Here is a 23463-nt window from a genome sequence, read left to right as displayed (position 1 = left end):
TGGAAACACCGTTTTCACGCCCAACTTATTGTCCATGACGCCTCTTAAGATTGCGCCTTAACGAGAAGTTAAGCGTAGTCAGGCAACCTTCTCGCGTTCCTGAGGAGGTGCAGCCGGATGCTGCCGCGACCCACCAGACGCGCCTTCATCGGCGCCGCCGCGCTGGCGCCCGCCCTTGGTCTGGCCGCCTGGCGTCCGGTGCGCGAAGGCGCGCCGCTGGACCCTCCGCCCGTGAAGCTCCCCGCCCTCGCCGACGCCGCCAGGACCCAGGGCCGCTATTTCGGCGCCGCCGTCCGCGCCGAACAGCTTCGCCAAAGCGCCGAACTGCGCGGTGCGGTCCTGCGCGACTGCCAGGTGCTGACGCCTGAAATCCACCTGAAGTGGAACGCGCTGGAGTGGCGCAAGGGCGAGTTCAACTTCGCCCCCGTCGACGATCTGCTCGACTTCTCCCAGCGCCACGGGATGCAGGTTCGCGGCCACACCCTGCTGTGGGAGCAGGGCACGCCCGACTGGGCCAGGCAGGAGATGCTGCGTCGTCGCGACTGGTCGCTGATGTCAGGCCATCTGGAGCGCGTCCTCAAACGATACGGCGAGCGCATCACCGAGTGGGACGTCATCAATGAACCGATCGACACCCAGGGCGGCGCCGGCGGCCTGAGGCGCAACGTCTTCCACCGCGCCTTCGGCCCGACCTATATCGAGCGCACCCTGGAAGAGGCCCGCGCCCTTGCGCCCCAGGCCCATCTGGTCGTCAACGACTACGGCTTTGAATACGACAATCCGGTGGATCAGGCCCGGCGCAAGGCCATCGTCGCCCTGGCGCGACGGCTGCGCGCCTCGGGGACGCCGCTGGACGGCATCGGCGTGCAGGCGCATCTGGATCTGTCCAAGGGACCGCTGGCGGTCGAAGGTCTGCGCGACATGACCCGGCAATTGGTCGACCTGGGGCTGGAGATCACCATCACCGAACTGGACGTCAAGGAAGCCGGCTTCCACGACGCGGCGGCCGCGCGGGATCAGAAGGTGGCCGATGAGACGCGCCGCTATCTGGAGACCATGCTGGTCTTCCCCCAGGTGCGAGGCGTCGTCACCTGGGGTCTGAGCGACCGCCATTCCTGGCTGTCCGAACCGCCGCAACGTCAGTACGCGGACGCTCCGCCCAACCGCGGCCTGCCCTATGACATCGATTACCGGCCCAAGGCGATGCACCAGGCCCTATCCGAAGCGCTGCGCCTGAACGCCTAGACGGCAACCTTTACTTTTGCTGCATTTTCGTCCCAGAAACTGGCACCCTTTCCGCTGATCCTGCGTTAAGGAGTCAGTGAGAGGGGGGTGGAGTTTGCGCAAGCTCGCCAAAACAATCGATCTGGTGGCGGCGTTCGACTCCTCTCCCAATCCCTACATGTTGCTGGATCGCGACCTTCGGTTCGCCGGAATGAACCAGGCCTATCTGGACATCACGCAACGCACGCGCGAAGCGTTGATCGGCTACCACGTCATGGAGATTTTCGCGCCGGGCGACGCCCCGGACAGCGAAGAGGAAGGCCGCCGCCTGCGCGCCTCCTTCGACAAGGTGCTGAGCACCGGGCAGCCGGACCACCTGGCCATCCTGCACTATCCCGTCCTGATCCCCGGTCCCGACGGCACGCCCGTCTTCGACGACCGGTTCTGGAGCTGCACCCACACGCCGATCAAGAATGAGGCCGGCGAGGTCACCCATATCCTGCAGCACACCAGCGATGTGACCGACCTGCTGCGCCTGCGTTACAAGATCGGAGAAGCAGAGCCGACCTCCGCCCTGGACGCCATGGTCGGCGGCGAGGTGTTTCAGCGGGCCGCCAAGATCGAGGCCAACAACCAGCGCCTCGAAGCCGAACGCAAACAGCTGACCGACATGTTGATGAACGCGCCGGGCTTCGTCGCGGTGCTGAACGGTCCGGACCACATCATCCAGTTCTGCAACGACGCCTGCTACCGCCTGGTCAGCCACCGGGACATCCTGGGCCAGCCCGTCCGCGACGCCCTGCCCGAACTGAGCGATCAGGGCCACCTCGACTTCCTCAACGACGTGTTCGAGACCGGCGAGCCGGTCTATGGCCGCCAGCGCGCCTTCGCCCTTCGGCACGCGCAGGACGGACCGCTGGACTACCGCTACATCGACTTCGCCTATCAGCCCATTCGCGACGACGCAGGCCAGATCGTCGGCATCTTCGTCCAGGGCCACGACGTCACCGATGTGGTTCTGGCCGCCGAACGCCAGAAGCTGATGATCGACGAACTGAACCATCGGGTGAAGAACACCCTGGCCACCGTCCAGTCGATCGCCATGCAGACGGCGCGCACCCATGAGGACCCCGGTTCCTTCGCCGCCGCCTTCCAGTCCCGCATCCTGGCCCTGTCCCACACTCATGACCTGCTGACCCGCAGCCACTGGGAAGGCGCTGATCTGCGCGCGGTTCTGGAGCATGAGACCCAGGCGCACGGCCTGGGGCGGCTGACCCTGAACGGACCGCACGTGGCCTTGTCGCCCGCGCGCGCCTTGTCGCTGGGCATGGTCTTCCATGAGCTGGCCACCAACGCCGCCAAATACGGGGCCCTGGCCTGTGGCGACGGGCGCGTCATCGTCGACTGGCGCCTGGCCGACCAGAAATCGCCGCGCCTGGAGATTACCTGGCGCGAATTGGGCGGCGCGCCCATCCCTGAACCCGAACGACGCGGCTTCGGCACCCGCCTGATCGAGCGCAACGTGCGCCACGATCTGCACGGCACGGTCCAGCTCTCCTACCCGTCCCAAGGCTTCTGCGCCGAGATCAGCCTGCCTCTGGAAATGGAAATCGCATGACTGAAGCGCTGTCCGGCCGCCGCGTGCTGATCGTCGAGGACGAGTCCCTGGTCGCCATGCTGCTGGAGACCATCCTCAGCGACATGGGCTGCGCCGTCGTGGGTCCGGAATCGAACGTCGGCGACGGCCTGCGCGTCGTGGCCAGCGAGATCGATCTCGACGCCGCCCTGCTGGACGTCAATGTGGCCGGCCAGGAGGTGTTTCCCATCGCAGAGGCGCTGAAGGCGCGGGGGGTCCCCTTCGTCTTCTCGACCGGCTACGGTGAAAGCGGCCTGCCCGAGCACTGGCGGGGCAATCCCACGGTGCAGAAGCCTTTCACCGACGCCGCCATCCGCGACGCCCTGATGGCCGCGATGAACATGGGCATGGTCTGACGACCGGCGAGCTCAGTCTTCGGCGGCCTCCCAGGCCTTGAGGCGACGCATCACATCGGCCTCTATATCGGCGTAGAAGAGATTATAGGCGGGGATCTTGCGCTGATCGGCCCAGGACGCGGGCGTGCGGAAGGACTCTGACGTCAGGCGCGACCGCCACAGGATGCCGTTCCGGCACTCCGCCTCCACCAGACGGCGCTGAAGGGCGGGACGCGCTCCCCATTCCAGGTTGGTGGCATTGGTGGCGCCGCGGCTCTCGCGCGCCTGCGAGATCGGGGCGTCGACTGAACCCGTCACCGGATTGACGCAGGCGATGGGCGTCTCCGCCGCCTCGATCAAGGCGCCGCGGTCGTTCCAGGTCAGGGCGCGACGAATGAGGCGTCTGGCCTCGCCCTCCGCATTCTCCTCGACCGAACGCCACGACAGGGCGCAGCCGGTCTGGTCCGGCGTGCGGCACAGGGGCGTCTGCGTGAAGCGAGCGACCGGGGTCAGGCCCTCGATCAGATAGGCGGCGACGAGACGCGCCTTGAGCGAAGGCGTCCTGGCCACGCGGTCGTGCAGCAGACGATCCAGAATGTCGGCGCCCTGCTCCACTCCGACGAGGACGATCGGCCCCTCCGGCCGCGCCGCCAGCCAACGATCGAAGGCAGCCTGGACGTCGCCGTAGGCGAAGGCCCGTGCCTCGCGCGCATCCTCACGCAGGGTCAGGCGGCTGTAGAGGCTGGCCTGGCGATACAGGGGCGCGCTGACGTCGCCCGCCGAGGCGAACGGTCCGGCGTAGTTGGGCAGGACGACGCTGCGCAGCTTGTCCAGGGCGCGGCGGTCGTCGATGGCCCCGTTCCAGTCGCTGCCGCCGTCGTAGGTGGTGGAATGGATGAAGAAGACGTGGGCGGGGCCCGCGCCCGGCGCGCGCGCGTTCAGCAGGGCCCAGGCGTCTTCGGAGGCGTAGTCCGGCGCCGCCGGCGGCTTATAGGTCTGGAACGGGATCTGCGGGTCCAGCCCGGCGCGCAGGATGTCCCCGCGCCAGACAGCCACCGCCGCCGTCAGCAGCAGGACGAGCGCGAAGCCCGCATAGCCGACCCATTGTCGAAAGGTCAGCTTCGGCCACATCAGCGATACGGGTCCGGCTGGGCCAGGAAGTCCTGGACGTAGCGGCGCACGCCTTCTTCCAGCGGCGTCGATTGACCGCCGTAGCCGAGGGCGCGGATGCGATCCATGCTGGCCTCGGTGAAGTACTGATAGCGGTCGCGGATCGCCTCGGGCATGTCGATATAGGCGATGGACGGCTCCTTGCCCGCCGCCGCGAAAGTGGCCCGCGCCAGATCGGCGAAGGAGCGCGCCTGCCCCGATCCGGCGTTGAACACGCCCGAGATGTCCTCGCGCTCCAGCAGCCACAGGATGATGTTGACCACGTCATCGACGAAGACGAAGTCGCGCAGCTGGCCGCCGTCGGGGTAGTTCGGGTTGTGCGAGCGGAACAGGCTGACCGTCTCGCCCGCCTGCACCTTGGGCCAGATCTGGGCGACGACCGACTTCATGCCGCCCTTGTGGCCCTCGTTCGGGCCATAGACGTTGAAGAACTTCAGCCCGGCCCATTGAGGCGGCGCCTCGTCGCGATCGGCCTGACGCACGGCGTACTGGTCGAACAGATATTTCGAATAGCCATAGGCGTTTAGCGGGCGCAGCGCATTCAGGCCCTCAGGATCATCGCGATCCTCGAAGCCCGCCTCGCCGTCGCCGTAGGTGGCGGCCGACGAAGCGTAGATCATCCGCACGTTACGCACCGCGCACCAGTCCCAGATGTCGCGCGACAGGCTGAAGTTGGTGCGCAGGATCAGGTCGGCGTCCGGCTCCGTCGTCGAGGAGATGGCGCCCATGTGGATCACCGCCTCGATGCGGTCGGCGTGACGCTCCAGTTGGTCGAACAGCTCTTCGGGCGCCCACAGGTCGGCGATGGGGTGTTTGGCGATGTTCTTCCACTTGGCGAGATCGGCCGTCTCCAGCCGGTCGCAGACGACCACGTCCCAGGCGCCGCTCTCGCACAGGCGGGCGACGATGTTGGAGCCGATGAAGCCCGCGCCGCCCGTGACGACGATCATTCGCGGGGTCATGCTTGCTCTCCAGTCATCTTCTCGATGGTCTTGGTCGTGGAATAGCCGTCGGCGAAGTCGGCCAGACGGACCACCCCGCCCCAGCTTTCGACCTCAGCGGCGCCGACGACCTTGTCCTTGGTGTAGTCCGAGCCCTTGATCAGCACGTCCGGCTTCAGCCGCTCGATCAGGGCGATGGGGGTCGGATCGTCGAAGGCGGTGACGCGATCGACGCTGGCCAGACCGCCGATGACGGCGGCGCGGCTGTCCAGATCATTGACCGGGCGGCCCTCGCCCTTCAGGCGGCGCACCGAGGCGTCGGTGTTCAGCGCCACCACCAACCGGTCGCACCAGCCGCGCGCCTGGCTGAGATAGGCGACGTGGCCGCGGTGAAGGATGTCGAAGCAGCCGTTGGTGAAACCGACCTTCAGGCCCTGACGCTTCCACGCCTCGACCTGATCGGCCAGTTCGTCCAGCGGCGTGACCTTGGACTGGGCCAGGGCCGCATGCTGGCTCATCTCGGCCTCGATCAGTTCGGCGGGGGTGACGACGGCGGTGCCGCTCTTGCCCACCACCACGCCCGAGGCGAGGATGGCGAACTGCACCGCCTGCTCCAGCGTCGCGCCCGCGCCCAGCGCCAACCCGAGGGCGGCGAGGCAGGTGTCGCCGGCGCCTGACACGTCGAACACTTCGCGCGCTCGGCCGGGGAAGTGGGTGACGCCGCCGCCCCGTTTCGCCAGGGTCATGCCCTTGCCCGCGCGGGTGACGATGACGGCTTTGGCCGTGGTGGCGGCCAGCAGGGCGGCCAGCGCCGCCTCAACCTGTTCGTCAGTTTCAGTCGGCAAACCCGTGGCGCCCGCCAGTTCGCTGGCGTTCGGCTTGATGACGTCGACCGCGCCATAGCGGGCGAAGTCACGGCCCTTGGGATCGACGATGACCGGCGCGCCGTATTCGGCTCCGGCCCACAGCGCCGCCTGAATGGCGCCGTCGTCGACCACGCCCTTGGCGTAGTCGGACAGCAGGATGGCGCCCGCGCCCCGGAACACCGCCTTGTCGGCATAGCCGGAATGGGTCGCGGTCTCGTCGTCCAGACGCAGCAGTTGCTGGCCGGCGGCGACGAAGCGCGTCTTGACGATGGTGGCGGCGCCTTCGGGCCGGATCAGGGCGTCCTCGATCCGGTCCTCGGCGGCGATCAGATCGGCCAGTTCGGCGCCCGCCGCGTCATCGCCCGCCACGGCGCCCAGACGGGCCTGACCGCCCAGAGCCGCGACGTTGCGGGCGACGTTGCCCACGCCGCCGGGCATGGCCACGGTGCGGCGCGCGCGCAGGACGGGGATCGGCGCCTCGGGCGAGATGCGGCTGACTTCGCCATAGACATAGCGATCCAGCATCAGATCGCCGACGCAGGCGACCTTCAGGTCGCGCACGCGCTCCAGCAGGGACTGCAGGGCGCCGAGATCGAGAGAACGTTCAGCCATGACGCCGAACTAGCGGATTCACGCCGTCTTCGCCATCGGCCCCTTGTGACCCAGCTTGATGGCCAGGTCGTCGAAGGCGATCAGTTCGGCGGCCAAGGCCTCGAACTGGCTCAGCGGCACCATGTTCGGGCCGTCCGACGGGGCGTTGTCCGGGTCTTCGTGCGTCTCCATGAAGACGGCGTCGACGCCGACCGAGACGGCGGCGCGAGCCAGCACCGGCACGAACTCGCGCTGGCCGCCCGAAGACGTGCCCTGCCCGCCCGGCTGCTGGACGCTGTGGGTCGCGTCGAACACCACCGGGCAGCCGATCTCGCGCAGGATCGGCAGGGCGCGCATGTCGCTGACCAGGGTGTTGTAGCCGAAGCTGGCGCCGCGCTCGCAGGCCATGACGTTGGGATTGCCCGCGCCCGTGACCTTGGCGATGACGTTCTTCATGTCCCAGGGGGCCAGGAACTGACCCTTCTTGATGTTGATCGCCTTGCCCGTGGCGGCGGCCGCCAGCAGCAGGTCGGTCTGGCGCGACAGGAAGGCCGGGATCTGCAGCACGTCCACGACCTCGCCGACCGGACCGCACTGGGCCTCGGAGTGGACGTCGGTCAGGGTCGGCAGGCCGGTGACTTCACGGATCTCGGCGAAGATCGGCAGGGCGTCCTTCAGGCCGATACCGCGCGCGGCGCTGGCGCTGGTGCGGTTCGCCTTGTCGAAGCTGGTCTTGTAGATGATGCCGAGGTTCAGCCGCTCGCCGATCTCCTTCAGCGCATGGGCGGTCTCCAGCGCATGCTGGCGGCTTTCCATCTGGCACGGGCCGGCGATGAAGACGATGCGGGCGCCGCCGCCGATGACGACGGGTTTCTTGAGGCCTTCGGACAGGGTGATGACGGCGTTCGGAGAGGTCACGGCGGCGCTTTCGACTGGTTTCAACGTGGTTTCGCGAGCCTATGCCGCGACTTTAAGTCGGACAGGTGGCGTCGCGGATGCGTTTTCGCAACTTATCGGGCGACTCAGGCCCTGACCACCGGCCGCGCGATCATGATAGTCTGATCACATGAGCACGACCGACACGCCCTTGATCTCGACCGAGGCCCTGGCCGCGCGGCTGGACGTGTCCGACCTGCGGATCATCGACGCCAGCTGGTGGCTGGACGGCCGCGACGCGCGGTCGGATTTCGAACGCGAGCGGCTGCCCGGCGCCGTCTTCTTCGACCTGGACGCCGTGTCGTATCGGGAGAGCCCCTATCCGCACATGCTGCCCACGCCGGACGCCTTCGCCGAGGCGATGGGCGCGCTGGGCGTCGAGGCGACAGACGACATCGTCGTCTATGACGCGCAGGGGCTGTTCTCCGCAGCGCGAGTCTGGTGGACGCTGCGGACGATGGGCGCCCGGCGCGTGCGCGTGCTGGACGGCGGTCTGCCGAAGTGGAAGGCCGAGGGGCGGCCTCTGGAGGGCGGAGTTCCCGCCGCGCCAGGCGCCGCTCGCTTCGAGACGCAATTCGACGCCGAGGCCGTGGCCGATTTCGATCAGGTCGGCGCGGCGCTATCGGACGGACTTCAGGTGGTCGATGCTCGTGGCGCCGCGCGTTTCCGGGGCGAAGCGGCCGAGCCGCGTCCCGGCGTGCGCGCAGGCCATATGCCGGGGGCGCTGAACCTGCCCTTCTCCAACCTGCTGAACACGGACGGGACATTGAAGCGGGGCGCGGCGCTGGAAGAGGCCTTTCGCGCGGCGGGCGTCGATCTGGAGCGGCCCGTCATCACCAGTTGCGGATCAGGCGTGACGGCGGCGATCCTGACGCTGGGGCTGGCCGTGCTGGGGCGGCCGTCGCGCCTCTATGACGGGTCGTGGGCTGAATGGGGCGCTCGGCCGGATGCGCCGATCGCGACCGGCGCCGCCTGATCAGGCGGCCGAACGCTTGGGCGCGCGGATCAGGAACACCTGTCCGGCCAGAACCAGCGCCAGGCCGAGCAAGGCCAGCAGGCCGAAGCGCGCCCCTTCGAACATCACCGACACCAGCATGGCGATCGGCGGCGTCAGGGCCGAGATGTAGCTGGCGGTCGCATACCCCCTCGCCCGCGCGATGGTGAAATACAGGCCGAAGGCGACGACCGAGCCGAACACCGCCAGATACAGCAGGGAAATCACATAGGCCGGGCTCCACGCCACCGACCAGGATACGCCCGTGACCAGAGCGTAGAGCGCCAGCGTTCCCGTGCCGTAGGCCATGGCCCAGGCGGTGGACGGCAGGACGCCCGAGCCGGCCTGCTGTCCCCTCCAGGCGAACCAGTTGCCGAACGCAGAGGCGACGACGGCGATCACGGCGAAGCTGACGCCGGCCACGGCGTGGACGCCCAGCCCCGCCCCCATCACCTCGCCCGCCGACAGGACGCCGACGCCGACCACGCCCAGCCCCGCGCCCAGCCAGGCGGCCGGCGCCGCCTTCTGCTTCGACGCCACGCGAAACAGGATCAGGTTGAGGAAGGCCAGGGCGGCGAAGATCACCGCCACCACGGCCGAGGCGATCTTCTCCTCCGAGGCGTAGACGAAGGCGTAACTGATGGCGAAGGAGAACAGCCCCTGTCCCAGCGCCGCCAGATGCTGCCCCCGGGTCAACGCCAGCCGCCCGCCCGTCGCCTTGACGATCAAGGCCAGCAAGGTCGAGGCGATGCCGAAGCGCAGCACCACCGACACCACCGGATCGACGGCCCCCAGTTGGAAGGTGATGGCGTACCAGGTCGTGCCCCAGATCAGGGCGCAGACCCCGACCCCGCCGAAGGCCAGCAGGGCCGGCGACGGCAGGCGTGAAGGCGGAGTTTCGGAATGGGGAGCTTCAGACTGGGACACGCCGGCGACTCGATCGAAACGAAACGGGAACTTCCGATAGCACCGCTTCCTATCCCGCGTCTCTCAAACTGTTGCAGCCTTATGCGGCGCTGGCGCGTTCTGTTAAGCTGCCCCTCAAAGGAGACGCCGATGCGCCTGTTCCTCGCCCCTCTCGTCCTGGCCCCGGCCCTTCTGGCCGCCGCCTGCTCATCCATGCCCGAGAGCCCCGCAGCCTCCACCCAGGTGCAGGTCACGGCGACCTATCGCGAGCGCATCATGCTGCCGCCGGGCCATGTTCTGACCGTCAAGGTCGAGGACGTCAGCCGCGCCGACGCCCCCGCCCGCGTCCTGGCCGAGACGACCCAGCGCCTGGACGGCCGCGGCCCGCCCTACGCCGTCACCCTTTCGGTGCCGAACGACAGGATCGACAGCCGCATGGAGTACGCCGCCCGCGCCGAAATCCGCGATCCGTCGGGCGCCCTGCGCTTCACCACCGACACGCGCCATTCGGTCCTGACGCGCGGCGCGCCGAACAGCGTCGAGATCGTGATGGTGGGCGTACGCTAGACCTTGAGCAGTCTCGTCAAGCGATCGGTGCTGCTGTCCGGCCACGCCACCTCGGTGGCGCTGGAGCCTGAGTTCTGGGCCGTGCTGGATATCATCGCGGGCGAACTGGCGCTCAGTCGGTCCAGCCTGCTGATCCGCATCGACGCCTGGCGGGGCCGCCGCCCCCTGGCCTCCGCCTGCCGCATCCTGGCCCTGCAATGGGTCGGCGGCGACCGCAGCTTCGCAGAAGAGAAGACCTCATGAGCGCTGACATCGATAGGAACCGCCTCATCCCCGCCGCCGTCTTCGGCGGACTGGTGGCCATCGGACTGATCGGCGGCGGCGCCCTGATCGGCCAGGGCGTGGTCAACGCCCGCGCGGGGGACCGCTCCGTCACCGTGCGCGGTCTGGCGGAAAAGGACGTGAAGGCCGACCTAGCCGTCCTGCCGATCCGCTTCACCGCCTCGGGCGACGTGCTGTCGGAGGTGCAGGCGCGGATCGACGGCGACCTGGCCATCGTGCGGCAGTTCCTGAAGGCCCAAGGCTATCCCGACGACGCGGTGGATCTGGGCCAGTTGGGCGTGGCTGACACCCGCTCTCGCGAGTACGCCAGCCAGACCGGCGGGCCGCGCTTCATCCTGACCCAGACCGTCATCGTCCGCACCACGGATGTGGACCGGGTCCAGACCACCACGCGCAATCTGAACGATCTGGTGCGCCAGGGCGTGGTGCTGCAGGACTTCCAGGGTCCGTCCTACCTCTTCACCAAGCTCAACGACGTGCGGCCCGCCATGATCGCCGAGGCCACCGCCGCCGCCCGCACCGGCGCCGAACAGTTCGCCAAGGATTCCGGCGCGCCTCTCGGGCCGATCAAGACGGCGGGGCAAGGATCGTTCGAGATCCTGTCGCGCGACGGCGCCGGCGACGAGGCCAGCACGCCGAACAAGAAGGTTCGGGTCGTCACGACCATCAGCTATCGGCTGAAATAGGTCTGCGAAGGCCGGGATGAGCGGTTAGAGGTTGGCGAGATAATCCGCCAGCACCACGGCGTCGTTGTGCGCTTCGTCCCTCGCCCCATAGACCAGCGTCGCCGGACCGTCGGCGAGCGCGGCCTTCAACTCGAACACGGCGTCGCCGTTGGCCTTGAGCTCCGCGCGATAACGATGCTGGAACTCGGTCCATTTCTCGGGGTCATGGCCGAACCAGCGGCGCAGTTCGGTGCTGGGCGCGATCGCCTTGAGCCACAGGTCGACATGGGCCTTGTCCTTGCTCAGCCCCCGCGGCCACAGGCGATCGATCAGAATGCGCGTTCCGTCCGATTTCGACGGCGGCTCATAGACCCTCTTCAGCGCCGGCTTCATCGGCTCAGTCCTGAGAAGGCGGGGCCGCCACCTGCGGCGGTTCGCTCGGGCGGGGCAGTTCGGGCGGAGCCGGGCGGTCCGGCACCTCGGGAAGGCGCGGCGTCGGCACGGTGATGTCGACATCCAGGTTAGGTCGCTCCGGCTCCGGAACACGGCCGCTCCCGAAAACGAACCAGGCGATGATCGCCACCAGCACCACCAGGCCGCCGACGACGAAGGCCAGGCCGACGCCACCGCTCTTTCGCGGCGGAGGCGAAGAGGTATTGATCGTGGTCTGATGCACCACCCGCTCGGGAGGAAGGTTCGGATCGGTCATGGCCTCGCCTCAGTTCCCGCCCGGCGCGGCCGGCGCCGAGACCTCAGGCAGCTTGACCTCGACATCGACGTTCTTGGTGTCCGGCGCCCCGCCTCGTCCCAGCAGAAACCAGGCCAGGATGGCCACCACCACGACCAGACCGCCGACGATGAAGGCGAGACCGGCGTTCCCGCCGCCGCTGGAGTTTTCCGCCATAAGGCATCCCTTCCCTTTGTTGGCCTGTCATCTGGGACAACGGCGCTCTGGCTGCACGGTTCCGGAAACAGCCCGTGCGATTAGGCCTGACTTTGGCCGCTGTGCTGCTTATGTTCTCCCTTCAGATTCCGACGGGGCGACCGCCCCAGACGCCGCCCGAGTGCTTGCCCCTGTGACCGACCTGCCCGCCCCCCGCATTTCCGACCTCGCCCGCGCCCAGGCCCCCCAAGGCGCGGCGAACGACTATCTGGCGGGCCTGAACCCCGAACAGCGCGAGGCGGTGGAGACGACCGAGGGGCCGGTGCTGGTGCTGGCGGGCGCGGGCACGGGCAAGACGCGCGTCCTGACCACACGACTGGCGCACATCCTGGCGACGGGCCGGGCCAAGCCGTGGGAGCTGCTGGTCGTCACCTTCACCAACAAGGCCGCGCGCGAGATGCGCGAGCGGATCGGCCATCTGATCGGCCCGTCGTCCGAAGGCTTACGCTGGCTGGGCACCTTCCACTCGGTCGCGGCGCAGATCCTGCGTCGCCATGCGGAACTGGTCGGGCTGAAGTCCAGCTTCACCATCCTCGACACCGACGATCAGGAACGGCTGCTGAAGCAGCTTCTGGAAGCCGCCAACATCGACACCAAGCGGTTCACGCCCAAGTCGCTGGCCCATATGATCGACCACTGGAAGAACCGCGGCTGGACGCCCGACAAGCTGCCGCCGGGCGAGGACTTCGCCAACGGCAAGGGCCCGGCGCTCTACGCCGCCTATCAGGCGCGGCTGGCGACGCTGAACGCCTGCGACTTCGGCGACCTATTGCTGCACAACATCACTATCCTGTCGAAACATGCTGATCTAGCGGAAGAATATCGTCGCCGATTCCGCTACATCCTGGTCGACGAGTATCAGGACACCAACGTCGCCCAGTATCTGTGGCTGCGGCTGCTGACCTCCTCGACCGGCAATGTCTGCTGCGTCGGCGACGACGATCAGTCGATCTATGGCTGGCGCGGCGCCGAGGTGGACAACATCCTGCGGTTCGAGCGTGACTTCCCCGGCGCCAAGGTCATCCGGCTGGAGCGCAACTACCGTTCGACCAAGCACATCCTGGGCGCGGCCTCGGCCCTGATCGCAGCCAATCAGGACCGATTGGGCAAGACCCTGTGGACCGAGGACGACAGCGGCGACAAGGTGCGCGTGCGTGGCGTCTGGGACGGCGAGGCCGAGGCCCGCCTGATCGCCGACGAGATCGAGACCGCGCGCAAGCAGGGCATGAATTACAAGGACATGGCCGTTCTTGTTCGCGCGTCATTCCAGATGCGGGCGTTTGAAGAACGCTTTCTGATGCTGGCCATTCCCTATGTCGTCATCGGCGGGCCGCGCTTCTTCGAGCGGGCGGAAATCCGCGACGCCCACGCTTACTTGCGGCTGATCCAGTCCGAGGACGACGATCTGGCGTTCGAGCGCATCGTCAACGTCCCCAAGCGCGGCATAGGCGACACCTCGGTCCAGAAGGTCCTGCACATCGCGCGCGAGAACGGCGTCTCGGCCATGCGCGCGGTGCGCCACCTGATCACCACGGACGAGCTTCAGGCGCGCACCCGGACGCCTCTAGCCAACTTCGTGCGCGACCTGGACCGCTGGCGCGACCTGATGGCCATGGGCACGCCCCACTGGCAGGTGACGGAGACCCTGCTGGACGAGAGCGGATACACCGCCATGCAGAAGGCCGACCGCACCAGCGGCCAGACGCGGTTGGACAACCTCAAGGAACTGACCCAGTCGATGCAGCAATTCGAAACGCTGCAGGCCTATCTGGAGCACGTCTCTCTGGTCATGGACCTGGAGCGCCGCGACGAGAACGCCGACGGTTCGGGCTCGGTGCAGATCATGACCCTGCACGGCGCCAAGGGGCTGGAGTTCCCGCTGGTCTTCCTGCCGGGCTGGGAGGAAGGCGTCTTCCCCAGCCAGCGCAGCATCGACGAGAAGGGCGTGAAGGGCCTTGAGGAAGAACGCCGCCTGGCCTACGTCGGCGTCACCCGCGCCAAGCAGGACGCGCGCATCAGTTTCGCCGCCAACCGCATGGTCTATGGCCGCTGGACCTCTCAGTTGCCCAGCCGCTTCGTCGATGAACTGCCGATCGACCACGTCGAGCCGCAGTCGGACACCGGCTATTACGGCGCCTCGTCCGGCATGAAGGAGGCCAAGAGCCGCTGGGACGACGCCCCCTCCTTCGGCGGCAGCTATTCCAGTCCCGGTTGGAAGCGCGCCCAGACCTATACCGCGAACCAGACGCCCAAGCCCGCCTATGCCCGCCGCGCGGTGATCGAGGGCGAAGGCCGCCTGATCGCCACGGCCGATCCCAAGGCGGCGTCCGGCTGGTCGCGCGGCGACCGGGTGTTCCACCAGAAGTTCGGCTACGGCCACGTCCGCGCGGTCGAGGGCAACAAGCTGGTCGTCGCCTTCGACAAGGCGGGCGAGAAGAAGGTCATCGACACCTTCGTGGAGAAGGCGTGACGGGGGCGGCCGCCCTTTCACGACGCGATCCCGACGCCCCCACCTTGTGGGAGCAGGCGGCGGCGGGATTGATCCTGACCCTGCTGTCCGGCGCCCTTCTGGGTCCGATCTTCGCGCCGCAGCAGCAGGAAACGCCGGTGCTGCGGCTGATCTGGCCGCCGATCTATCTGGTGATCCTGGGTCTGATCGGATTTCGCGCACGCCGGATGGCGGCGGCCTGGCCTGCTTTCATCCCCCTGTTGCTGATGGTCGTCATGGCGCTGGCGTCCAGCCTGTGGTCCCAGGCCCCGGATGTGACCGAGCGGCGCGTGCTCGCCCTGGGACTGACCGGGATCTTCGCCGTCTATCTGGGCGCGGTCTTTCGCGGGATCGCCCTGCCCCGGCTGCTGACCGCGACCTTCCTGGCCCTGGGGATCGGCAGCCTGATCGCCGTCTTCATCTTTCCGGGGTTCGGCATCCACCATGAGGCCAACGCCGGCATGTGGCGGGGCGTCTGGTACGAGAAGAACCAGCTGGGCATGGTCATGGCGGTCGGCCTGATCGGCGCCTCCGCCCTGCTGGCGGCGCAAACCGACGTGAAGGATCGTCGCCTGGCTCTGGCCGCCCTGGCGGTCTGCACCCTGGCCTTGCTGGGCTCTCAGTCCAAGACCGCCCTCGTCATGGCGGTGCTAGGCGGCGGTCTGGTGTTGCTTTGCCGGCTGGTGCGGCGTCTGGGGCCGGTGTTCGGCGTCATCGCCGTCTGGTGCATGGGCGTCGCCCTGGTCGGCGGCCTTTGGGCCTGGAGCGAGTTCTCCGTCGAGATTCTGGCCTTGTTCGGCAAGGACCCCAGCCTGACGGGCCGTACGGAAATCTGGGACGCCATCGGCCGCATGGCCGAGCGCAGGCCCTGGCTGGGTTACGGCTACAGCGCCTTCTGGCTGCCGCACTCGGAACCGATGGAGTGGATCCGCCATGAGACGGGCTGGCGCGTCCCGTCCGCCCACCAGGGCTGGCTGGACCTGCGCGCAGAGCTGGGCTGGGTCGGCGTCAGCCTGATCGGCGTCGTCGTGGCCGTGACAGCGGCCGCCGTGCTCATGCGCCTGTCCAGCCTGGGGCGACGCGAGGGCTACTGGAGTCTGGCCTGGCTAGCGGCCTTCCTGCTGCTGAGCCTATCGGAAAGCGTGCTGATGCGGCATCAGGATCTGCCGTGGACCCTGTTCATGGCGCTGATGGCGCGTAATCTGATCCCGGACCGGGCGCCCTGACGCGGGCCTTGCCCCCGCCGTCTTCGAAGCCTACCAGACCCTGCCCCGAATCGCCGCAAAATGCCCTGATGGACGACCTGTTTTCCAAGCTCGACGATGCCGAACCGGCCAAGCCCGCCGCCCCCGCGCCCGCTGCGACGCCCGCTCCCCAGGCGGCGCCTCCGGTTGCGCCTCAGCCCGTGCATGAGCCGAAGGTCGAGCTGACGTCCCACGCCAGCGCCGCGACGGCGGCCGCCACCGGCTATTCCGCGTCCTCGATCGAGGTGCTGGAAGGCCTGGAGCCCGTCCGCAAGCGCCCCGGCATGTATATCGGCGGCACCGACGAGCGCGCCCTGCACCACCTGTTCGCCGAGGTGCTGGACAATGCGATGGACGAAGCCGTCGCCAAGCACGCCAAGCTGATTACCGTCGATCTGGACGCCGAAGGCTATCTGTCGGTGCGCGACGACGGACGCGGCATCCCGGTCGACCCTCATCCCAAGCACCCCGGCAAGTCGGCGCTGGAAGTCGTCATGACGGTGCTGCACTCGGGCGGCAAGTTCTCGGGCAAGGCCTATGAGACCTCGGGCGGCCTGCACGGCGTCGGCGTCTCGGTCGTCAACGCCCTGTCGGAAAGCCTGGATGTCACCGTCTGGCGCGACGGCTTCGAATGGCGGCAGTCCTTCAGCCGCGGCCTGTCGCAGGGACCGATCCAGCAGATCGGCGCCTCGAAGAAGAAGGGCACCCTGATCCGGTTCAAGCCGGACGAACAGATCTTCGGCGTCGGCGCCGCCTTCAAGCCCGCCCGCCTGTTCCGCATGACGCGGGCCAAGGCCTATCTGTTCCGCGGCGTCGAAATCCGCTGGACCTGCGCGCCGGAACGCATCACCGACCAGACGCCCGCCCAGGCGACGCTGCACTTCCCCGGCGGCCTGGCCGACGCCCTGGCCGAGCGCGTAGGCGAGATCGAGACCGTCACCCCCGTCTTCGCCGGGCGCGTCGAACGCAAGGGCGAGGCGGGCGCCCTGGAATGGGCTGTGACCTGGTCCCCCATCGGCTTCGGCGACGCCGACAGCTTCGTCGCCTCCTACTGCAACACCGTCTCGACCCCCGACGGCGGCACCCATGAAGCGGGTTTCCGCGCCGCCCTGGTCAAGGGGCTGAAGGCCTATGGCGAGCTGACCAATGAGAAGCGCGCCGCCCAGATCACGGCGGAAGACGTCATCGCCAATGCGGGGGCGATGATCTCCATCTTCATCCGCAACCCCGAGTTTCAGGGCCAGACCAAGGACCGCCTGTCCTCGCCCGAGGGCGCGCGCCTGGCCGAACAGCTGCTGCGCGACCCCTTCGACCACTGGCTGACCGAGAGCCCGAAACAGGCCAACGCCCTGCTCGGATTCGTCATCGACCGCGCCGAGGATCGCCTGCGCCGCCGCAAGGACAAGGAAGTCCAGCGCGCCGCCGCCACGCGCAAGCTGCGCCTGCCCGGCAAGCTGTCGGACTGTTCGCGTCAGGCCGCCGAGGGCACCGAACTGTTCATCGTCGAGGGCGACTCGGCCGGCGGCTCGGCCAAGCAGGCGCGCGACCGCACGACCCAGGCCATCCTGCCCCTGCGCGGCAAGATCCTGAACGTCGCCTCGGCCACGGCGGACAAGCTGCGCGCCAACGTCGAGCTGACCGACCTGATGCTGGCGCTGGGCGTTCAGGCGGGCAGCCGCTTCAGCGTCGACGACCTGCGCTATGAGCGCGTGGTCATCATGACCGACGCCGACGTCGACGGCGCCCACATCGCGGCCCTGCTGATCACCTTCTTCTACCGCTCCATGCCGGACCTGATCCGTCAGGGGCGGCTCTACATGGCCCTGCCGCCGCTCTATCGGATTTCGGCAGGCCCGCTTTCGGAATACGCCCGCGACGACGCCCACCGCGACGAGCTTCTGGCCAGCGTGTTCAAGGGCAAGAAGACCGAGATCGGCCGGTTCAAGGGTCTGGGCGAGATGATGGCCTCTCAGCTGAAAGAGACCACCATGGACCCGAAAAAGCGGACTCTGGCCCGCATCGCCCTGCCCGCCAGCGAGGAAGAGATCGAGGATCTGGTCGAGCGCCTGATGGGCCGCAAGGCCGAGGCCCGCTATCAGTTCATCCAGGAAAACGCCCGCTTCGCCCAGGCCGACCTGGACGTCTGACGTCGCGATCCGCCGTCGCCCCCACGGTGACGGCGGGCTGAACCAGCCTAGCCGATCATCCGGCCGACGGTGTCGTCCTTCCAGATGAAACGGTGGACCAGCACCATCAGGATGTGGCCCGCGATGGCGGCCAGCAGCACCCAGGCCAGCAGGCCGTGCACGGCGTTGGCCGGGGCGGTCATCCACGGAACTTCGGCCCAGCCGCCGTCGATCAGGCGTACGCCGAACACGTCCAGCGGCTTGCCCGATCCATACTGCCGCAGCAGCGCCAGCGACGGCACGATCAGCATCAGGGCGTAGAGCGCCAGATGCCCGACCTTGGCGGCCCGCCCCCAGAAGCCGCCGCCGTGCGCCGGCCGCGTCTTCATGTTGTAGAGGCCCCACAAGGCGCGCAGCACGATCAGGGTCAGCAGGACCACGCCGATCCCCTTGTGCGTGCCGACCCAGAAGGCGGTGATCGGCGCCTTGCCGACGATCAGCTTCACCGCCATGCCGGTGAACTGCCACGTCAGCAGCAGGGCGATCGCCCAGTGCAGCGCGCGCGTGACGGCGCCATATCGAAAGCCGTCGTCTCTCCACTGCGTCGCCATGAGCGCCCCCTTCTGCTGATAACGAGTCTCAAACATGATTCGAGGCGGAATCCGTCGCCGGATTCCGCCTCGCAAATTGTCGCAGCCTGAATCCGGGCTAGGCTCAGGGAGCCTTGACGCCGTCGTCGTCGGCCTGGGTGCGCTTGTCATAGACGTGGTCGACGATGCCCCAGGCCTTGGCTTCCTCGGCGGTCATGAAGTGGTCGCGGTCCAGGGTGCGCTCGACCTCTTCATAGGTGCGGCCGGTGTGCTGGACGTAGATTTCGTTCAGGCGGCGCTTGGTGGCGATGATGTCCTCGGCGTGGCGCTCGATGTCCGAGGCCGTGCCGCGGAAGCCGCCCGAGGGCTGGTGCACCATGACCCGCGCGTTCGGCAGGGCGATGCGCTGGCCCGCCTCGCCGGCCGTCAGGATCAGCGACCCGGCCGAGGCGGCCATGCCCATGACCACGGTCGAGACCGGCGACTTGATGTACTGCATGGTGTCATAGATCGCGAGCGCCGAGGTCACCTGACCGCCGGGGCTGTTGATGTACATGCTGATTTCCTTCTTCGGGTTCTCCGATTCCAGGAACAGCAGCTGGGCGCAGATCAGCGAGGCCATGCCGTCCTCGAACGGGCCGGTCAGGAAGATGATCCGCTCGCGCAGCAGGCGCGAGAAGATGTCGAACGACCGTTCGCCGCGGCTGGATTGCTCCACCACCATCGGCACCAGGTTGTTGGAGATGTAGTCGATCGGATCGCGCATGGGGTCTCTCGGATTCATGGCGCGCTTGAGTCGCGCCCTCGCTTCAGCATATCGCGTTCGCCTCGGGCCTGCGCAAGGCGCATCCGCCGGGGGAGCGCACTTATCGCCTATCGATCGCGACGACCGTGCACCACTTCGTCTGCGATGCCGCGTGTCTGGGCCTGCAGGGTGAAGCGATTGGGCGTGGCGCGATACAGGGCCGCCAGATAGTCGCGGTCCCAACGGGTCATCTCCGTGATCTCGTCCGGCCGGGTGAACAGGTTGAGGATGGTGTCCTGCCCCGCCAGATCACCCTCGGGATTGACCTGCGCCAGGGCGATGAAGGCCACATAGTCGACCACGGCGCTCATCCGAACCTGGGTCGTCCGGGTGAAGTCCACGATGATGACGACGCGCGCCAGGTCATCGCGCACATTGCTGCGCAGGCGCGAGGATTCGCGCACCGTATTGGTCGGATACTCCTCGCCGTCCAGGCGGATGGCGATCTCGCCGGTGTCGATGTTGACCGGCAGGCTGACATGCCACCAGCGCACGGGGGCCTCGCCCTCCTGGAAACGCTGCAGGGCCGCCCGGCCCCGATCGGTCGCGCCGCGCGCGGGCCGATAGCCGCGCGGATCGTCCTTCACCAGGGCCTTGGCCATCTGGGCGCCGTCGTCCGTCCCGACGATCATCACGTCGACCTTGCAGCCCGGCCCAGCGACGTCGCCGCCGGCCTCGATGATGCGCTGAGCCACGCGGTCGATGACGGCCTGGGCGTACTGCGGCGTCAGATGGGCCGTCGCCACGCAAACCGGCTTGTTCCAACGCGCCAGAGGACGCCCAGCCGGAGGGGCCATGTTGCTTTCGATAAAGGTGTCGACCCGCGCCCGCAGTTGGGCGTCGCGCAGGGTGGCGGCCACCGTGACGTCCTCGACCTGAACGGAGTCGGGGTCGGGCGTGGTCTGAGATTGAGCCGAAGACTGGGCCGGGGCTTGGGCTTGAAGAGGCTCCATCGAGGTCAGCCCGGCCGCCAGGGCGATCATCGTCCAAAAGGCCATGAGGTCGACTCCAGAATCAAAAAGGGCCCGCCGAAGCGAACCCTTTTCATTTGCCTGAATGGCTGACGGAACGACAGTTACCGATCCGTAAGACGACGAGATCAGGCCTCGTCTTCTTCCTTCAGCAGCTCTTCCTTGGAGATGGCTTCGTCCTTCACCTCGGCGACCGAGACGATCAGGTCGACGACCTTCTCTTCATAGATTGGCGCGCGCAGCTGGGCGGCGGCGTTGGGGTTCTGGCGATAGAAGTCCAGGACCATCTTTTCCTGACCCGGATAGTTGCGGGCTTCGGCCATGATGGCGTTCGACAGTTCCTGATCCGAGACGCCGACGTTGTTGGCGCGGCCGATCTCGGCCAGGACCAGACCCAGGCGCACGCGGCGCTCGGCGATCTTCTTGTACTCGGCCTTCAGTTCGTCTTCCGACTTCTTGGCGTCTTCTTCCGGCAGCTGGCCGGCGTCCTTGTCGGCCGAAACCTGGGCCCAGATGCCTTCAAACTCGGCGTCCACCATCTTCGGCGGCAAGGCGAAGTCGTGACCCTCGTCCAGCACGTCCAGCAGGGCGCGCTTCAGCTTGAAGCGGGTGGCGCCGGCGTATTGCTGGTTCAGGTTGGACTTCAGCAGTTCCTTCAGCTGGTCCAGCGACTCCAGTCCGATGCGCTTGGCGAACTCGTCGTCGATCTTGGATTCGACCTCGGCCTTGATGGCCTTGACGGTGACGTCGAAGGTCGCGGCCTTACCGGCCAGGTGCTTGGCCTGGTACTCTTCCGGGAAGGTCACTTCGATGGTCTTTTCTTCACCGACCTTGGCGCCCTTGAGCTGCTCTTCGAAGCCGGGAATGAAGCGGCCCGAGCCGATCACCAGGTCGGCGTCGGTGGCGGCGCCGCCGTCGAAGGCCTCGCCGTCGATCTTGCCCAGAAAGTCGATGGTCAGCTGGTCGCCGTCGGCGGCCTTGACCGTCTTGCCCTTCTTGTCCTCGTAGGACTTGGCCTGCGAGGCCAGTTCCTTCAGCGCCTCGTCCAGATCCTCTTCCGAGGCCTCATAGGTCGGGCGGGTCAGCTTCAGGGTCTTGGGGTCGACCGGGGTGAATTCCGGCATGACTTCCAGCGACATCTCATAGGCCAGGTCTTCCTGACCGGCGATGACCTTGTCCATGTCGGAGGTCAGGTTCATCTCGGCCGGAGCGGCGGGACGCAGCTTCAGCTCGTCCAGAGCGCCCTGGCTGGTCTCGTTCAGCGAGGCGTTGATGATTTCGCCCATGAAGTCACGGCCGAAGGTCTTCTTGACGTACGAGGCCGGCACCTTGCCCGGACGGAAGCCCTTCAGCTTCATCTGGGGAGCCACTTCCTTGATGCGGGCTTCGAGCTTTTCGTTCAGCTCTGCGACGGGAATGGTCACCGCGATCACGCGGCTGAGGCCTTCGTTCGACTTTTCGACGACTTGCATGGTCGGGTATCTGACGCTCTGTGGCGACGCCGCAAAGGCGCGCGGTGGATAAAGCAACAGGGCCGCCCCTTTCGGGAGCGGCGCCTCGGAGCCCGCCCTTATGTCGAGAAGGGGCCGAAACGTCAACGCAACGCGGTTCCTTTGTGGTCATCGGGCCGCTATCTCATGACGCATGAGCCAGCCTTCAGCCCCCATCGGCGTCTTCGTCACGCCCGTTACGCCGCTTCAGCAGAACTGCACGACGGTCTGGTGCACGAAGACGAAGAAGGCCGCCGTCATCGACCCCGGCGGCTCGGTCGACGCCATTCTGGGCGAGGTCGCGCGGCGCGGACTGACGCTGGACGCCATCTGGATCACCCACGGGCATCTGGATCACGCGGGCGCCGCCGCCGAGATGCAGGAAAAGACCGGCCTCGACATCGTCGGCCCGCACCCTGAGGACCAGTTCTGGATCGACCTGATTCCCACGCAGGGCCAGAAATACGGCCTGCCCGAGGCCCGCACCTTCACCCCCACGCGTTGGCTGGACGACGGCGACGTTCTGACGCTGGGCGAGACGACGTGGGAGGTGTTCCACTGTCCCGGCCACACGCCCGGCCATGTGATCTTCTTCAACCGCGAGGCCCGCTTCGCCCAGGTCGGCGACGTGCTGTTCCAGGGCTCGGTCGGCCGGACCGACTTCCCGCGCAGCGACCATCAGGCCCTGCTGAGCGCGATCACCACCAAGCTGTGGCCGCTGGGCGATGATGTGACCTTCGTGCCAGGCCACGGGCCGCATTCGACGTTCGGAGCCGAACGGCGCAGCAATCCCTTCGTCTCGGACCGGGCCATGCAGGCGGCTCCGATCGCGCGCCCGGCCTCCGGCCCGGCCTGACCTCCTTGATGCCGGACCATTGAGCTGATTTCGGATTGAACCAATCCGAACCGATCCTGGTCTAGCGCGCGGCCAACAAGCCGATCAGGACGCCGATGCCGAGCGCATAGAGCGTCATGCGGATCGGTTCGTCGCGAATCGCCTCGCAGGCCTGAGAGCCGCGATGGCGGGCCCAGTCGCGCATTTCCGCCGCATCCTCGCGCACGGCTCGGCGAAGAGGACGCGGCCGGGCGCCAGCCGCCAGGATGTCATCAGCCGCGCCTTCCAGGCGGTCGCCCAGGGTGGAACGACCTTCGGTGATGTCTTCGGGCGACGGAGCGCCGTCGGCGTCGGCGATGGGGTTCTTGGAAACCGGCATGGGGCTAAGCTCCTGAAATCTGCATTCCGAGCTTCGATGAACCCGCCGGAATCCGCGCGGTTCCCCCGCCGAGCACACGCGCGGCCCCCGTTTGTCGAACAGGGTTTTAATCCTTTGTCGGAACCTCCGCGCCGGGGCCGGGTTCTCTTGCGCAAGCGCCACCGTCTACGAAAGGAACATCTGAAATGGCCGAAGGTCAGCCCACCCGCGGCTCCGGTGTTTCCAAGCGAGGCTTCGCCTCCATGGACCCGGAACGTCAGCGCGAAATCGCTCGCAAGGGCGGCGCCAGCGTCCCCAGCGAGAAGCGCAGCTTCTCCCAGGACCGCACGCTCGCGGCCCAGGCCGGACGCAAGGGCGGCGAAGCCTCCCACGGCGCGCGAAACAAGACCGGTCAGGACCCGGCGCCGCCGAAGCGCTGATCCCCCGCGATCGATTTCATAACCTTCCGACGGCGTGGGAAACCTCGCCGTTTTTCTTTG

The 23463-nt window shown here is 67.5% G+C and carries 25 protein-coding genes; 12 read left to right on the top strand and 13 right to left on the bottom strand.

The window, feature by feature from the left end; genetic code table 11:
* Window positions 1-117: 117 nt before the first annotated feature.
* The 3 genes from ACWIDZ_RS12840 (at window position 118) to ACWIDZ_RS12830 (ending at window position 3216) form a co-directional block, all read left to right on the top strand.
* Window positions 118-1245, top strand: coding sequence for an endo-1,4-beta-xylanase (locus tag ACWIDZ_RS12840; RefSeq protein WP_453989396.1), 1128 nt, complete (start codon window positions 118-120; stop codon window positions 1243-1245).
* 94 nt (window positions 1246-1339) lie between these two features.
* The gene (locus ACWIDZ_RS12835) at window positions 1340-2842 is read left to right on the top strand and encodes a sensor histidine kinase (protein WP_453989395.1); all 1503 of its coding nucleotides are present in this window, start codon (window positions 1340-1342) and stop codon (window positions 2840-2842) included.
* The gene (locus ACWIDZ_RS12830; protein WP_291781981.1) at window positions 2839-3216 is read left to right on the top strand and encodes a response regulator; all 378 of its coding nucleotides are present in this window, start codon (window positions 2839-2841) and stop codon (window positions 3214-3216) included. The genes ACWIDZ_RS12835 and ACWIDZ_RS12830 overlap by 4 nt, the downstream gene beginning before the upstream one ends.
* A 12-nt stretch (window positions 3217-3228) precedes the next feature.
* On the opposite strand, the gene ACWIDZ_RS12825 is transcribed toward ACWIDZ_RS12830, so the two are convergent.
* From ACWIDZ_RS12825 to kdsA, 4 genes are read right to left on the bottom strand one after another with little or no spacing between them, the layout of a single operon-like run.
* Window positions 3229-4326, bottom strand: coding sequence for a DUF3089 domain-containing protein (locus ACWIDZ_RS12825; protein WP_453989394.1), 1098 nt, complete (start codon window positions 4324-4326; stop codon window positions 3229-3231).
* Window positions 4326-5327: an ADP-glyceromanno-heptose 6-epimerase gene (rfaD, locus tag ACWIDZ_RS12820; RefSeq protein WP_343829230.1), complete on the bottom strand. Its 1002-nt coding sequence runs from the start codon at window positions 5325-5327 to the stop codon at window positions 4326-4328. The genes ACWIDZ_RS12825 and rfaD overlap by 1 nt, the downstream gene beginning before the upstream one ends.
* Window positions 5324-6784: a D-glycero-beta-D-manno-heptose 1-phosphate adenylyltransferase gene (gene rfaE2, locus ACWIDZ_RS12815; protein WP_453989393.1), complete on the bottom strand. Its 1461-nt coding sequence runs from the start codon at window positions 6782-6784 to the stop codon at window positions 5324-5326. Before rfaE2 ends, rfaD begins: the two co-directional genes overlap by 4 nt.
* Before the next feature lie 18 nt (window positions 6785-6802).
* Window positions 6803-7705, bottom strand: coding sequence for a 3-deoxy-8-phosphooctulonate synthase (kdsA, locus tag ACWIDZ_RS12810; RefSeq protein WP_409450005.1), 903 nt, complete (start codon window positions 7703-7705; stop codon window positions 6803-6805).
* Window positions 7706-7829: 124 nt separating this feature from the next.
* On the opposite strand from kdsA, the gene sseA reads away from it, so the two are divergent.
* Complete coding sequence (sseA, locus tag ACWIDZ_RS12805) at window positions 7830-8675, top strand: 3-mercaptopyruvate sulfurtransferase (RefSeq protein ID WP_453989392.1); 846 nt, start codon at window positions 7830-7832, stop codon at window positions 8673-8675.
* Here the strand turns inward: sseA and ACWIDZ_RS12800 are convergent, their stop codons facing one another.
* Window positions 8676-9620: a DMT family transporter gene (locus tag ACWIDZ_RS12800; protein ID WP_452111259.1), complete on the bottom strand. Its 945-nt coding sequence runs from the start codon at window positions 9618-9620 to the stop codon at window positions 8676-8678.
* Between the two features lie 129 nt (window positions 9621-9749).
* Between ACWIDZ_RS12800 and ACWIDZ_RS12795 the strand changes: the two genes are divergently transcribed.
* The 3 genes from ACWIDZ_RS12795 to ACWIDZ_RS12785 are packed head-to-tail and all read left to right on the top strand — an operon-like array spanning window position 9750 to window position 11134.
* On the top strand, window positions 9750-10166 hold the full coding sequence (locus ACWIDZ_RS12795) for a YbaY family lipoprotein (RefSeq protein WP_291781961.1): 417 nt from the start codon (window positions 9750-9752) through the stop codon (window positions 10164-10166).
* A gap of 3 nt (window positions 10167-10169) precedes the next feature.
* Window positions 10170-10409 (top strand): ribbon-helix-helix domain-containing protein, encoded by a 240-nt coding sequence (locus ACWIDZ_RS12790; RefSeq protein WP_312217769.1) that lies wholly within the window; start codon window positions 10170-10172, stop codon window positions 10407-10409.
* Window positions 10406-11134 (top strand): SIMPL domain-containing protein, encoded by a 729-nt coding sequence (locus ACWIDZ_RS12785; protein ID WP_291781955.1) that lies wholly within the window; start codon window positions 10406-10408, stop codon window positions 11132-11134. The genes ACWIDZ_RS12790 and ACWIDZ_RS12785 overlap by 4 nt, the downstream gene beginning before the upstream one ends.
* A gap of 24 nt (window positions 11135-11158) precedes the next feature.
* Here ACWIDZ_RS12785 and ACWIDZ_RS12780 read toward each other — a convergent pair whose 3' ends face one another.
* The 3 genes from ACWIDZ_RS12780 to ACWIDZ_RS12770 are packed head-to-tail and all read right to left on the bottom strand — an operon-like array spanning window position 11159 to window position 12017.
* Window positions 11159-11506 carry a DUF488 domain-containing protein gene (locus ACWIDZ_RS12780; RefSeq protein WP_453989391.1) on the bottom strand — a complete coding sequence of 116 codons (348 nt, stop codon included), beginning with the start codon at window positions 11504-11506 and terminating at the stop codon, window positions 11159-11161.
* A gap of 4 nt (window positions 11507-11510) precedes the next feature.
* On the bottom strand, window positions 11511-11822 hold the full coding sequence (locus ACWIDZ_RS12775) for a hypothetical protein (protein WP_346522003.1): 312 nt from the start codon (window positions 11820-11822) through the stop codon (window positions 11511-11513).
* Window positions 11823-11831: 9 nt separating this feature from the next.
* Window positions 11832-12017: a hypothetical protein gene (locus tag ACWIDZ_RS12770; protein WP_291781946.1), complete on the bottom strand. Its 186-nt coding sequence runs from the start codon at window positions 12015-12017 to the stop codon at window positions 11832-11834.
* Between the two features lie 160 nt (window positions 12018-12177).
* Here ACWIDZ_RS12770 and ACWIDZ_RS12765 point away from each other — a divergent pair, with 160 nt between their 5' ends.
* From ACWIDZ_RS12765 to ACWIDZ_RS12755, 3 genes are all read left to right on the top strand, one after another.
* Window positions 12178-14526, top strand: coding sequence for an ATP-dependent helicase (locus ACWIDZ_RS12765; protein WP_453989390.1), 2349 nt, complete (start codon window positions 12178-12180; stop codon window positions 14524-14526).
* Entirely contained in the window at window positions 14523-15770 is a 1248-nt protein-coding gene (locus ACWIDZ_RS12760) for an O-antigen ligase family protein (RefSeq protein WP_453989389.1), read from the top strand. The genes ACWIDZ_RS12765 and ACWIDZ_RS12760 overlap by 4 nt, the downstream gene beginning before the upstream one ends.
* Before the next feature lie 68 nt (window positions 15771-15838).
* The gene (locus tag ACWIDZ_RS12755; RefSeq protein ID WP_453989388.1) at window positions 15839-17935 is read left to right on the top strand and encodes a DNA topoisomerase IV subunit B; all 2097 of its coding nucleotides are present in this window, start codon (window positions 15839-15841) and stop codon (window positions 17933-17935) included.
* Between the two features lie 47 nt (window positions 17936-17982).
* Here the strand turns inward: ACWIDZ_RS12755 and ACWIDZ_RS12750 are convergent, their stop codons facing one another.
* The 4 genes from ACWIDZ_RS12750 to tig all read right to left on the bottom strand — a co-directional run bounded on the left by ACWIDZ_RS12750 (window position 17983) and on the right by tig (window position 21752).
* The gene (locus ACWIDZ_RS12750) at window positions 17983-18561 is read right to left on the bottom strand and encodes a cytochrome b (RefSeq protein ID WP_346522007.1); all 579 of its coding nucleotides are present in this window, start codon (window positions 18559-18561) and stop codon (window positions 17983-17985) included.
* A gap of 67 nt (window positions 18562-18628) precedes the next feature.
* Window positions 18629-19270, bottom strand: coding sequence for an ATP-dependent Clp protease proteolytic subunit (locus tag ACWIDZ_RS12745; RefSeq protein WP_003165321.1), 642 nt, complete (start codon window positions 19268-19270; stop codon window positions 18629-18631).
* Between the two features lie 107 nt (window positions 19271-19377).
* Entirely contained in the window at window positions 19378-20307 is a 930-nt protein-coding gene (locus tag ACWIDZ_RS12740; protein WP_453989387.1) for a hypothetical protein, read from the bottom strand.
* A 101-nt stretch (window positions 20308-20408) separates the two neighbouring features.
* The gene (gene tig, locus ACWIDZ_RS12735; RefSeq protein ID WP_453989386.1) at window positions 20409-21752 is read right to left on the bottom strand and encodes a trigger factor; all 1344 of its coding nucleotides are present in this window, start codon (window positions 21750-21752) and stop codon (window positions 20409-20411) included.
* A 172-nt stretch (window positions 21753-21924) separates the two neighbouring features.
* On the opposite strand from tig, the gene ACWIDZ_RS12730 reads away from it, so the two are divergent.
* Window positions 21925-22626, top strand: coding sequence for an MBL fold metallo-hydrolase (locus tag ACWIDZ_RS12730; RefSeq protein WP_312217776.1), 702 nt, complete (start codon window positions 21925-21927; stop codon window positions 22624-22626).
* Window positions 22627-22687: 61 nt separating this feature from the next.
* Here the strand turns inward: ACWIDZ_RS12730 and ACWIDZ_RS12725 are convergent, their stop codons facing one another.
* The gene (locus tag ACWIDZ_RS12725; RefSeq protein WP_291781921.1) at window positions 22688-22984 is read right to left on the bottom strand and encodes a hypothetical protein; all 297 of its coding nucleotides are present in this window, start codon (window positions 22982-22984) and stop codon (window positions 22688-22690) included.
* A gap of 185 nt (window positions 22985-23169) precedes the next feature.
* Here ACWIDZ_RS12725 and ACWIDZ_RS12720 point away from each other — a divergent pair, with 185 nt between their 5' ends.
* Window positions 23170-23403, top strand: a complete 234-nt coding sequence (locus ACWIDZ_RS12720) for a con-10 family general stress protein (RefSeq protein WP_291781918.1) — start codon at window positions 23170-23172, stop codon at window positions 23401-23403.
* The last annotated feature ends 60 nt before the right edge of the window (window positions 23404-23463 follow it).

Source organism: Brevundimonas sp. NPDC055311 (assembly GCF_053645695.1).
The sequence above is the reverse complement of the archived record's forward strand: the minus strand, read 5'-3'. Positions and strand labels throughout refer to the sequence as shown.